Here is an 11,731-nt window from a genome sequence, read left to right as displayed (position 1 = left end):
CGTTGCTGCACCATTCCGATCGAGGCTTACAGTATTGCTCAGGGGTCTATCAGCAAGAACTGAAGCGTCATGGCATAACGCCATCAATGACAGATGGTTACGATTGTTATCAGAATGCTTTGGCAGAGAGAGTGAACGGCATATTGAAGCAAGAGTTTCTGCTCCACAAATGCCGTAATTTGCAAGAGCTGAAAGGGTTGGTTCGAGAATCGGTCGCTATTTACAACCGCTTACGGCCACACCTTAGTTTGAATATGCAAACACCGGAAGAAGTACATAAGAAAGCCACCTCCATGGGGGAGGTGGCTTAGGAAAAAACTGTCAACGTATTTTAGGACGTGACATTATCCCATCTTCTCTAAGCTCCGCCGTAAGAATGCAGACCGGAGAGAACCAGGTTGACGCCGAGGTAGCAAAACAGGGTGGCGGCAAAACCGAAGATCGACAACCAGGCAGCACGACGTCCGACCCAGCCACGAGTGAAACGGGCATGGATGAATGCGGCGTAGATGAACCAGACGATCAGGCTCCAGGTTTCTTTCGGGTCCCAGCTCCAGTAGGTGCCCCAGGCGTAGTTGGCCCAGGCTGCCCCGGTGACGATACCGAGGGTTAGCATCGGAAAACCGATCATGATGGCGCGGTAGTTGATGTCGTCCAAGACGCGGGTCGGTGGGAAGAAGCCCAGCAGCCCGGGCATCTTGCTTTTATCCCCTTCGAACGACTCTTCCTTGCCGATCTTCATCAGGTACATAATCGAGACACCGCAGGCCAGCGCGAAAGCAGCGTAGCCGATAAAGCAGGTGATAACGTGGTAAGTCAGCCAGTTGCTCTGCAGTGCCGGGACCAGGGGATCGATACTGTCATTGAGCCACATCTGCGCGCCGAGCTGGCCGAACAGAGCGAATGGCATGGTGAAGGCACCGACGGTGCGCTGCTTGTATTTCAGGTCGAGCAGTAGGTAGATCAGGACGATCGACCAGGTGAAGAAAACCACAGATTCGTACAGGTTGGTCAAGGGGGCACGGCCATCGCCGCCGAGAATCTGATAGGACTCATACCAGCGCATGCCAAGGGCAGCGGTGTGCAGGATAAGACCGACCAAGGCGGTCAGGTTGCCGGCCAGGCCGACGCTGTTAGTGCGCGCCGCCAAGTAGGCGAAGAACAGCACCATGGAGATAAAATAAGCAATTGTGACTAAATTAAAAAGAGTTCCGCTATCCATAATTCTTATCCCTCCTTCTCAGGGGATTTGTTTTCAATAGTCGCGTCCAGTTTCTGCTTGAACTCATCAAAGGCAAGAGAAAATCCGGCCTGATTACGGTGTGCATTGGCTGCCAGCTGAATTTTGGTCTTACCTGCTTCAGTTTCAAGGCAAACCCAGACCCGCTTATGCGAGAAGAAAAACGCAGACATGGAGCCGAACATCATCAGGAAGCAGCCGAGCCAGACGATCTCGACGCCCGGGTCTTTAGCAACCTGCAGGCCGGTGTACTGGGGTTCCTGAAAGTCGATCAACTCGAAACTGAAAATACCGGCGCGTTTGACGTCGAACTGTGGGTAGTTTTTCCAGACGACGAAAGGCCGTCCAGGTTTGCCGTCAGGCGCATTGACGCTCAGTTGCATTGCCGGGCCGAACTGGCGGTCGTTTTCGGTAAAGTTGGAGATGGCGAAAGCGTAGCCGTTCGGAAGCTTAACATGTTCGCCCTGGCGAGCATCCAGGTTTAACACCTTGCCGGTGGCGTTCTCGGTGACTTTGACTTTGAAAAAAGCATTGCCGGCCGGGCCATAGCTCGACTGGTAGAAGGTGATGCCTTTGTAGGTCAGCGGATCGTTGACCTCGATAGTTTTTTTCAGCACCTCTTTGCCGTTTTCCAGGACCACCAGGTCGCTGGTGTAGTCCTTCGGGCGACGCGAGTTCGGGTAGTAGCTGACATCGAAGTCATCACAGCGGACGGTGAAGCCCAGTTCGACCGGCTGCTGGCCGCTGCGTGACCAGACTTTATCTGTCGAGGTGCCTTCGACGATATTGACGTAAGCCTTGTAGCCCCAGAGATTGCCGATGATGGCACCGGCCATGATGATCAGAATCGACAGGTGGGTGACGTAAGCACCGAAGCGCGAATAGATGCCTTTTTGCGCAAACAGGTAGCTTTTGCCGTCCTTTTCGGTTTCTGTGACTTTGCCGTATTCTTTCTTCAGCAGCTCACTCAGGCGACGGGAAACCTGGGCGGCATCTTCTTTTACAGCATATTCAGCCCGGTTCGCTGAGTTTTTCAGAGTGCCGGGGCTGGCGACCAGCTGAGGATCAGCAACGAATTTCCAGACGCGTGGAAAGTGTTTGATTGAGCAGCAGATCAGATTGATGCTAAACAGACCGAGCAGGCCGATAAACCACCAGGAGTGATACATGTCGATGAACTGTAGTTTGACGAACAGTTCATAGTTAGCCTGGCCGTACTCGCGGATATACTCCTCTGCCGGAGCGTTCTGCTGGATCAGTGTGCCGATGACCGAGGTGAGCGCCAGCAGCAGCAGGATGATAATGGTCAGTTTCAGAGAACAGAAAAAGTCCCAGATGCGATCTGTTAAGCTTGTGTTTGTTTGTTTCTCAGACAAAACGGATGTCTCCTGTCTTCAGTTCGCCTTCCGTGGTAAAGGTGACGAATTTGGTAACTATAGTCGGCGAGGCCGACCGGGGTCAACCAACGAAAACAGGCTTAGCTAACAGAGCAGCACCGTGGTGCGGATACTGGTGAGATTTTGTCGTTGTGATTCGGGAGCGGTGCTCAGCATGCGCAGTTGCGGATGCTGTTCCGCGATGGTGACGATGATGGCACTACCGGCACGGAAGCTCGGGCTCGGCTGGCGACTGGTGCCGCTGATCGGCTGGGCCTGGGAGACCAGCTGAGACATCTCCGGGCTACCGAGGTCGCGTTGGTAGGGCATTCGCTGGTGGCAGGCCTTGTTCAGGCAGCTGACCGTCGGAGCGGTGTGGTTAATCGACAAGTGACAGCTGTCGATCCGTTCACTGAAGGAGAGCGATGGGCCGGTGTGGAGGCCGTCATTACGGGTCAGGCAATCGAAGGCGCATTGCAGGCTACCGCTGATCAGCAGGATGCCGAACAGAACCGAAAGCATGAGAATGTTTGTCATCTGCGTGCGTTCGTTCATTAATATTGCCTGTATTTCCTCGGGATAAGAAACGGCACTATAACGTGCAACAGGGATTTCCTGCAAGCGAAATGCCTGTTGCACGTGCTGGGGATTTTTTTGTTTTCTCAGTTAGCGGTGAATTCTTTTCTGTGTTGCTGAGTCTTTTGATATTACAGAGTTTTTGGTTATAGACCCAGTTCCTTTAATTGCTCGATCAGTTGTTGCTGTGGCTCGTTGAGTGATTTCGGGACTGCAACCTGGATGACGGCAAAGAGGTCTCCAGTTGGTCTTCTGCCTGATCCTGGTACGCCAAATCCCCGCAAGCGGATCTTCTGTCCTGGTTGTATTCCGGCGGGAACTTTAATCCGCTTCGGTTTGTCGAGGGTGGGGACTTCTGCACTGGTGCCGAGGCAGATGCCGCTATAGGGGATCTCAACCCGTACCAGCAGGTCGTTGCCCTCGCGGCTGAAGAGCGGGTCCGGTTCAACTTCAATCTGCAGGAAAAGGTCGCCACTTGGGCCACCTGCCGGGCTTGGGCCACCTTTGCCGGCGACTCTCAGCTTCGAGCCAGACTCGATCCCGGCAGGGATACGCACCTTGATCTGTTCGACCCGGCCTTCGCTACGGTAATCGATGCGCCGCTCCCCGCCTTGAATCGACAAGCGGAACGGGATGCTTATCTGCATCGAGAAGTCTTGCCCTTTGGCCACCCGCCGACTGGGGCCGCGGGTGCGACCTCCACCACCGAAAAGCTGGCTGAACAAATCGTCGCCACCGCCAAATCCGCCAAAGATGTCACCGAAATCCATGTTGCGGAAGATATCTTCCTGGCTGTAGCGCTGATGAAATCCGCTGGAGCCGAACTGATCGTACTGGCGTCGCTTTTCCGGGTCGGAAAGGACGGCGTAGGCTTCAGTGATCTGTTTGAATTTTTCCTCAGCGGCTTTGTCGTTCGGATTGCGGTCCGGATGGTACTTCTGTGCCAGCTTGCGGTAGGCTTTTTTTATTGTTGCGGCATCGGCTGTTTTGTCGACACCGAGAGTTGTATAATAATCCTGTGCCATGAAACTGTTACTCCTTGTCAAACCTGAAGCAGGGAATAAGCATAAACCATTCTCAGCGACAGGTATAATTTCAAGCGTAGAATATATGAAGCGTGCGCCGTAGCGTCAAGCAGAAGCTGCGGGAAATTTTGCCTGTCGCTCGCTTGACCAGCCCATGTTTACAGAGTAGTATCTCGCAAGATTAGTGAGACTTTAACTATCTTTTTCCTGGAGTTGATATGAGTCGTGTTGTGATCATCGGTGCCGGTATCTCCGGCTTGGCTACCGCTTACGCGGTCGAGCAGCTGGCGGCACAGGCCGGACTGGACGTAGATACCCTGGTTGTGGAAAAGCAGGAGCGCACCGGCGGCAAAATCTGGTCGCGTCGCGAAGAGGGCTACCTCTGTGAGTGGGGACCGAACGGTTTCCTCGACAACAAGCCGATGACGCTGGAATTGTGTGAATCCCTCGGTATCAGTGAACAGTTGATGCGCTCCGACGACAACGCGCGCAAGCGCTTTATTTATTCGGAAACTGTGCTTCACCGTTTACCCGAAAATGGCCCTTCTTTTCTCAAATCGAACCTGATCTCCTGGCCGGGCAAGCTGCGCCTGGCCTGTGAGCCGTTGATCCCGAAACGGACCGATCCGAGTGACGAAACCTTGGCCGAATTCGGGCGTCGGCGTCTCGGCAATGAAGCGTTAAATAAGCTGATTGCCCCAATGGTTTCAGGTATCTTTGCCGGCGACCCGGAAACAATGAGCCTGAAGAGCTGCTTCAAGCGGATTTATGAGCTGGAGCAGGAGTATGGTGGTTTGATCAAGGCGATGATCAAGCTGGCCAAAAAGAAAAAGCAGGAGATAAAGGAGGGTAAAGCGGTTGCCAGTGCTGCTGGCCCCGGTGGGATTCTGACCTCTTTCCAGGAGGGGATTCAGCAACTCACTGATGGCGTTGGTGAGGGTTTGAAAGGAGACGTCAAGCTCGGTAACGGCGTGGTCGAAGTGGAATCAAAAAAGGATGGCTACCTGCTGACGCTGGAAAATGGTGAAAAGATCGAGGCGGAGATTCTGGTCAGCGCGGTTCCCGCTTATGCTGTGGCCAAGATGCTTGATCGGATGAATGGCAAGGCTGCCGGGCTGCTGCAGGATATCCCCTATGCCACCATGAACGTGATCTGTTTCGGCTACGAGCGCGAGCGCATCAGTCACGACCTGAACGGTTTCGGCTACTTGATCCCGAAAGCGGAAGGGCGCAGTACTCTCGGCACGTTGTGGGATTCAAGCATCTTCCCTAACCGGGCGCCGGAAGGCCATGTGCTGCTGCGTTCGATGATGGGAGGAGCGACCAATATGGGAGCCATCGATTTTTCGGATGAGGAGGTCATCAAAAAGACCAAAGATGATCTCTGGCAGATCATGGGGATCTCCGCCAAGCCAGAATTCGTTCGTATTTTCCGTCACCCGAACGCTATCCCACAGTACACCCGCGGTCACGCCGCCCGGGTTGAGGCGATCGAGTCAGCGCTGCAAAACGAGTCGGGCCTTTTCCTGACCGGCAATGCTTTCGCCGGTGTCGGCCTGAATGATTGTGTCAATGCTTCAAACCTGACGGCCCAGAAGGTCATTACGGAACTGCAGAATCGGACCTGACAGTTTCTTTTGCGACAAAAAAACGGGGCTGCCCCTTGCGGACAGCCCCGTTTTTTATTTTTACCTGCTTCGTTTCGCTATTCTTCCGCAAATATTCGCTGGTAATCCTCTTTGATCACTTCCAGGTGACCGAGGGTCGAATCGATATTCTCTTTGATCACCGTGCGCGCGGCCGGAGAGCTGACATCATTCAACATCCGCTGTAAACTTCTGGCGACTTCCTCTTCCATCTTCATCGCAAGTTTCAGTGCTGTGCGCTCGTTCAGTCGACCGAGCAGTTGGGGATCTACGGTATTCAGAAGGGCGTCTTTTGTTGACAGAGATTGCGACAGCTCATCGAATGAGGCGATGTCTTCGTCCGGGTAGACCGAGTAGAAGGTGCGCGCGTGCTCCAGCTCTTCCTGGGCGAGAACATTGAAATGGTAGATGGCGCCGTTGTCTTTGAGGAACTGGCTGGCATGCTGGTAATAGTGCATTGCTGCCAGCTCTGCCTGCAACATCTTCAGCAGTGCTTGTTTCAATTCTTCGTCGTGCATTGTCGGGGTCCTGAGTCAGGAGCCGTTGGCAGCGTCCTGAAGAGCGTCGTCTTCCAGGTTCTCGGCGCTTATTTTCAACGGCGACATGGTCAGCTGACGGATACCCTCTGCCTGGCTGTTCTCAATGATACTGACCGGACCGTTTATCTCCTGCTTCACTTCAAAGTTTGTTTCGCCGAGGCTGATAACAACCCCTTCCTTAATTGAAGTCAAGGCATTTATTTTTGCATTGGCGGTCGGGTGATCGTCGCTCTGGAAGGCGGCCAGTTCTTTTGAGAGTTCTTCCTGCTCACTGGTTATGCCGACTTGGCGATCACCGAGGATTTTCATGCGCAACTCAATCGCTTCCCGAAGTGCAGGTCGCATCTGGTCAAGCGGTTTGCGCTGCAGGGCGGGCAGGCTGGTTTCGATCTTTTTCAGCTGGTAGGCGATGCTCTTCAGGCGGGTCCGCAGGAAGCCGAGCCGGTCCTCCTCCGGGAAGAACACTCCCGAGGTTATTTGCGTCTTGATGCCCGATTTCGAGCCGAACAGCTTCGCTTCAACCCCTTCCAGGGCAACGGTCCGTCCACCTGTGATGAGTCCTTTGGCAACGCTGACCACACCGGTTGCTTTCACGGTCGAGTTCCTGACTTCATTCTCGATGAAGACATTGCCCCAGCATTCGATGGTGACCTGGTTGATGTAGCGCGCCTTGACATCCCCTTTCGCGATAATCTTACCGAGACCGAGTCCAGCCATGGAACCAACGGTGATCGGCCCGTCCGATTCGAGAATACAGGCGCCGACCGAACCGTTGACGTTGATCCCTTTGGTCGATTTGATATTGAAATCGTCCAGCACATCACCTTTGATATCGACAAAGCCGTTAAAGTTGATGTGGCCGATTTTCAGATCGACGTCGCCGCTGACGACAAACTCTTCCACCACGGAAAGGATCTCTCTTTCCATGGAAACCCGTCCCTGCTTGGTGGCGTAGACTTCGGTGCCGCCGTTGCGCAACTCGACCCCATCACCTGCTCTCAGTTTGGCCGGGCGTCCTTCAACCGCCGGGATCGCTAAGCCGGTGATCGTCTTGCCGGGTGTGCCTGGTTCTGGTGGATAGATGGTGCCGAGCAACTGATCGGGTTCGACGTTAGTAAAGGTCTGAATGTTTTTAAAATCGACTCGACCCGATTCGTCTTCCTGAAGCTCGATTTCGTCCTCACCCGTATCGACGAACAGCTCGAAGTAACCATCTTTGCCGACGGTTGGCTCTGTGCCGGTCGCGATGAGGAAGCTTTGCGGGTCTGACCCGTTGGCGGCCTCGGTGCAGAAAATGGCCAGTTGTTCCAAATCGACGCTCTCGGAGATATCAAGCATTTTCAGAAGGTTGATCAATTCGGCAGGGGCAATGCTGTTTTCCGTGTCCTTTACAGTGATACTGAGTCGGCACTCGAGCTGACTTCTATGCGATTCTACGCGCAGGTCATAAGCATCATCGTTGATTTCGCTGATGACTTTTGTGCCGATTTCAACATTCTTCTCTGACTGGGACGCCATTGGGCTGAGCCTCTTTTAATAGAAAGTATTGACTATCTTTTTGCTAAAGATAACAGTTTTATCGGCCCGACAAAGTGAAATCTTTAGTTTTTTCACATATGGTTGTATTTTTCTAATCATTGACCTCGGCCGTTGCTCCCGCTATTCTCCTGCAAGCTTCATAGAGGAGGAAACAATGTCAGAGTTGCTTGATCGTCTGAAAACTGATCTGGCCGAAGTGCCCTGGAAAGATTTACGCATTCATTTGCAGCGCGACGCGATTATCATTGTGGCTGATGACCTCGATCTTGTGACTGTCGCCCTGGCGGTGGCCGAGGATAATAAGCCACAGGTCGAAGGTTGGATCACAGCAGGTCAGCTGGTGAAACCGACAGCAGAACAAGCCGAAGCCTGGGAATCTGAACTGGAGAAACCATTTCGGGTGTTGATTGTTCAGCCTTTCATTCTGGTTCAGCCGGTCAGCCATGCCTGAAAACTTTACTGCTGCGTTGAGTGATTATCGCGCTGAAGCAGTTTTCAATCCCTGGGGGGAAAGCGATCCGCAGCACGATCTCGATCAGCAGGGAGCGGAAACAAGGCGGAGGCAGTTGCTGCACTACCTGCGCGAACGTATCGGCCGCGCGAAAACCCTATTGCTGGCTGAAGCGATCGGTTATCAGGGTGGGCATTTCAGCGGAATCCCGATGACATCGGAGCGTTTGTTGCTGGGCGGCTTGAAGCACAAAAGTTTGGGGCCGGAGTTGGTATTTAATGATCTTGAGCCGCAGCGAACCAGCCGGCCCGATTTACGGCCGAACGGCTTTACCGAGCCGACTGCAACTATCGTCTGGGGCTTTCTTGTTGATCAGGGTATCGACCCTCGCTCCGTCGTTCTCTGGAACGCTTTCCCATGGCACCCTTATCACCTCAAAAAAGGCTTGCTCAGCAACCGTACTCCGACCGATGAAGAACTTCTCAGTGGTCATCGCATGCTGCATCAGATGCTGGAGCTGGGCAAGTTCGAGCAGGTTGTCGCGGTTGGTGAAAAGTCCTTTTCTCAGCTTCAGCAGTTGCAGATTCCTGCCACCAAGGTCAGGCATCCGGCTAATGGAGGAGCTGGCAAATTTCGCCTTCAGATGCTTGATCTGCTCAGCAGAACTTGATCAACGGCCTCGCGCGAGCTATTCTTTGCACAGTGTTGAAATTTAATTTCCGTTGAGGAGTGATTGATGATGAAACGTCTGCTGTTTGTTCTCCTGTTTCTTTTGGCCGGTTGTAGTACTGCTTACTACGGTGCCATGGAAAAGATCGGCATCCATAAGCGTGATATTCTGGTTGACCGTGTTGAAGCGGCGCGTGACAGCCAGATGGAGACCAAGGAGCAGTTCTCCTCGGCGCTGGAGCAGTTCAAATCGGTGCTGGCTTTTGACGGAGGGGAGCTGGAGACCAAGTACAATGACCTGAAATGGGTATTGGAAGACAGCGAAAAACAGGCAGAAGATGTTCGTGAGCGGATTGCCGCTGTAGAAGATGTCGCTGAAGCTCTGTTCAATGAATGGGAAGATGAATTGGACCAGTACTCAAGCGCCAGCATGCGCCGCAGCAGTGAGAATCAACTGAAACAGACCCGCAGCCAGTATTACAAGCTGATTGGTGCCATGAAAAAAGCCGAGACCAAGATTGACCCGGTTCTCAACCCGCTTCGTGATCAGGTCCTTTTCCTCAAACATAACCTGAATGCAAGAGCCATTTCTTCACTGCAGGCCGAGTTGGGAAGTATCGAAACCGACGTATCGCGTTTGATCCGGGAAATGGAAGCTTCGATCAAGGAAGCAGATCAGTTTATCAACACGTTGAAGGCGAATCAGTAATGGCTGTCAGAGCAGGGGCTGCAAAAGTCCGAAAAATTGATCCCGATGGTAAGATGAACCAGATCGTTCGTGTGGCCCGGAGCCTATTTGTCGAAAAGGGATATCACAACGTTTCGATTCCGCAGATTGTCAAAGCGTCTGGGGTCAGCACCGGTACGATCTATAATCACTTCACCAACAAAGAAGGCCTTGCGGCATACATCCACACCGAAACGTTGAATTCTTTTCAGCAGCGCTTCAGTGCGCGGCTGCAAAACCTGACCAGCACCTATGATCAGCTGCGTTGTTTCGCTGAACTGGTGATCGAGATTACCGAGGAAGAACCTGAACTGATGGAGTACATGCTGTTCATGAAGCATGGTGAATTCCTTTCAGAAAGTTTCCCTATCTGTTCCACCGAGCCTTTCCGCAAAGTGCAGCAAATTGTTGCTGAAGGAATCAAAAATGGTGAGTTGCGGGATGGTGATTACCTTGTTTCCGCGGTTTCCTATACCGGAGTCATCATCCGTGCGGCAGAGCTGCGTATCCAGGGCGTTATCAACGTTTCTCTGAGTGATCGCGCCGAAGAATTGATCAGCAATGCCTGGGCCGCCATTAAGGCCTGACACCTTTTCTCCTGTGAAATCATTGGCTTGACAAAATCGAATTAGAATGGTTGCGATAAATTAGAGTGGTTGCTAATTTGGCACAAGAATGAACATTCATTCTTGTGCCATGCCGGCACGTTATTCCACGAATTCGAGGAGAAGGAAAATGCAGACACGCAGAGAGATGTTAGCAAAAATGGGTGGCGCAGCCGGTGTTGCCGGGATGATTGGAGCTGGTTTCTTTTCGCCCCTGTTAAATGGCGAGGCAATGGCTTCGGCAAAGCCGAACTTGAAAGCCGGGTTCCCGTATGAATATGCCAAACTCGACCTTGATGAGGTGGCTGAACGAGCCTACTGGGCGACCTACGAAGGTCATTGCATGTACGGGGTTATCGCTCCTATCGCAGAAATGCTGGCAGAAAAAGTCGGCGGTCCCTGGAAATCCTTCCCTGTCGATATGTTCCGCTATGGCGCTGCTGGCGTTATGCACTGGGGGACCCTCTGTGGTGCTGTTAATGGTGCGGCTGCGACCATGTACCTGGTGTCGAAGGACCCTGTGCCTTTGATCGATGAGGTTTATAACTGGTATTCGCAAAGCAGTTTGCCAGTTTATCAGCCGGTAAAGCCTAAAAATCCGAACTTCAAAATCATTTCGACTGTATCGGGATCTCCGCTTTGTCACGTCTCGACTACCAAGTGGTGCAATGAGTCCGGTCACAAATTCTTCACCCCGGAGCGGGGTGACCGCTGCTGCCGCCTGGTTGCTGATACCGCTCGCAAAACCGCGGAGCTGCTGAATGCGCAGCTGGCTGGAAGCTTCAAGCCCCAGTATGCGATTCCTGCGGCTGTTCAGGAATGCCGTAGCTGCCATGGCAAGGGCGGCATGCTGGAGAATACCAACACCAAGATGGATTGCACCCAGTGTCATGATGTTGAGCCGGATCACGGCAAGTAAAAGAGAAAAGTGACAAGCAAAATCATGGGAACCGAGACTCCTTCGGTTTTCCAGAGCTGAAAATAAAAGGCCATCCCGCAGTGGGATGGCCTTTTATTTTTGCATGTCCCGTCCTGAAATAAGTTTACACCTTGGAGGCTTATGATGGACAAGTCAGACAGACAGCGAAAGAGACGTACTCAGCGTGATTACACCATGGGCTTTAAGTTGAAGGTGGTTGATGCCGTAGAAAAAGGCGACATGAGCTACAAGCAAGCTCAGAAGATCTATGGCATTCAGGGGCGTTCAACCGTGCTAACATGGTTGAGAAAGCATGGAAAGATGGACTGGACCCAGCCTGTGAGGCACGTTATGCCCCAATCACCCAAAGACAAAGAGACTCCCGCCCAGAAAATCAAGCGACTTGAGCGCGAACTTGC

General features: G+C 52.8%; 14 protein-coding genes. 8 read left to right on the top strand and 6 right to left on the bottom strand.

Annotated features, from left to right (window positions below; translation table 11 throughout):
- On the top strand, window positions 1-311 hold a 311-nt coding region (locus BUB13_RS18250), incomplete at its 5' end, for an integrase core domain-containing protein (protein WP_139249434.1).
- Window positions 312-358: 47 nt separating this feature from the next.
- Here the strand turns inward: BUB13_RS18250 and ccsB are convergent.
- From ccsB to BUB13_RS18230, 4 genes are all read right to left on the bottom strand, one after another.
- A complete protein-coding gene (gene ccsB / locus BUB13_RS18245) occupies window positions 359-1,222 on the bottom strand; it encodes a c-type cytochrome biogenesis protein CcsB (protein WP_072910191.1) in 864 nt (287 codons plus the stop codon).
- Window positions 1,223-1,227: 5 nt separating this feature from the next.
- Window positions 1,228-2,616 carry a cytochrome c biogenesis protein ResB gene (gene resB, locus BUB13_RS18240; protein ID WP_072910190.1) on the bottom strand — a complete coding sequence of 463 codons (1,389 nt, stop codon included), beginning with the start codon at window positions 2,614-2,616 and terminating at the stop codon, window positions 1,228-1,230.
- A gap of 105 nt (window positions 2,617-2,721) precedes the next feature.
- Complete coding sequence (locus tag BUB13_RS18235; RefSeq protein ID WP_072910189.1) at window positions 2,722-3,171, bottom strand: hypothetical protein; 450 nt, start codon at window positions 3,169-3,171, stop codon at window positions 2,722-2,724.
- A gap of 167 nt (window positions 3,172-3,338) precedes the next feature.
- Complete coding sequence (locus BUB13_RS18230; RefSeq protein ID WP_072910188.1) at window positions 3,339-4,217, bottom strand: DnaJ C-terminal domain-containing protein; 879 nt, start codon at window positions 4,215-4,217, stop codon at window positions 3,339-3,341.
- 218 nt (window positions 4,218-4,435) lie between these two features.
- On the opposite strand from BUB13_RS18230, the gene hemG reads away from it, so the two are divergent.
- Window positions 4,436-5,845, top strand: coding sequence for a protoporphyrinogen oxidase (gene hemG, locus BUB13_RS18225; RefSeq protein ID WP_072910187.1), 1,410 nt, complete (start codon window positions 4,436-4,438; stop codon window positions 5,843-5,845).
- 77 nt (window positions 5,846-5,922) lie between these two features.
- Here hemG and BUB13_RS18220 read toward each other — a convergent pair whose 3' ends face one another.
- Entirely contained in the window at window positions 5,923-6,381 is a 459-nt protein-coding gene (locus BUB13_RS18220; protein ID WP_072910186.1) for a ferritin family protein, read from the bottom strand.
- 15 nt (window positions 6,382-6,396) lie between these two features.
- The gene (locus BUB13_RS18215) at window positions 6,397-7,920 is read right to left on the bottom strand and encodes a DUF342 domain-containing protein (RefSeq protein WP_072910185.1); all 1,524 of its coding nucleotides are present in this window, start codon (window positions 7,918-7,920) and stop codon (window positions 6,397-6,399) included.
- Between the two features lie 175 nt (window positions 7,921-8,095).
- Here BUB13_RS18215 and BUB13_RS18210 point away from each other — a divergent pair, with 175 nt between their 5' ends.
- The 6 genes from BUB13_RS18210 to BUB13_RS18185 form a co-directional block, all read left to right on the top strand.
- Window positions 8,096-8,392, top strand: a complete 297-nt coding sequence (locus BUB13_RS18210) for a DUF2288 domain-containing protein (protein WP_072910184.1) — start codon at window positions 8,096-8,098, stop codon at window positions 8,390-8,392.
- Entirely contained in the window at window positions 8,385-9,062 is a 678-nt protein-coding gene (locus tag BUB13_RS18205) for a uracil-DNA glycosylase (RefSeq protein ID WP_072910183.1), read from the top strand. Before BUB13_RS18210 ends, BUB13_RS18205 begins: the two co-directional genes overlap by 8 nt.
- Window positions 9,063-9,128: 66 nt before the next feature.
- Entirely contained in the window at window positions 9,129-9,770 is a 642-nt protein-coding gene (locus BUB13_RS18200; protein ID WP_072910182.1) for a DUF2959 domain-containing protein, read from the top strand.
- Window positions 9,770-10,375 (top strand): TetR/AcrR family transcriptional regulator, encoded by a 606-nt coding sequence (locus tag BUB13_RS18195; RefSeq protein WP_072910181.1) that lies wholly within the window; start codon window positions 9,770-9,772, stop codon window positions 10,373-10,375. The genes BUB13_RS18200 and BUB13_RS18195 overlap by 1 nt, the downstream gene beginning before the upstream one ends.
- Before the next feature lie 148 nt (window positions 10,376-10,523).
- Entirely contained in the window at window positions 10,524-11,312 is a 789-nt protein-coding gene (locus BUB13_RS18190) for a C-GCAxxG-C-C family protein (RefSeq protein WP_072910180.1), read from the top strand.
- Between the two features lie 144 nt (window positions 11,313-11,456).
- On the top strand, window positions 11,457-11,731 hold a 275-nt coding region (locus BUB13_RS18185; RefSeq protein WP_072909505.1), incomplete at its 3' end, for a helix-turn-helix domain-containing protein.

This window comes from Malonomonas rubra DSM 5091, from assembly GCF_900142125.1.
Classification (GTDB): Bacteria; Desulfobacterota; Desulfuromonadia; order Desulfuromonadales; family Geopsychrobacteraceae; genus Malonomonas; species Malonomonas rubra.
Note: the sequence above shows the minus strand (reverse complement) of the source record. Positions and strands in the feature narration are given on the sequence as shown.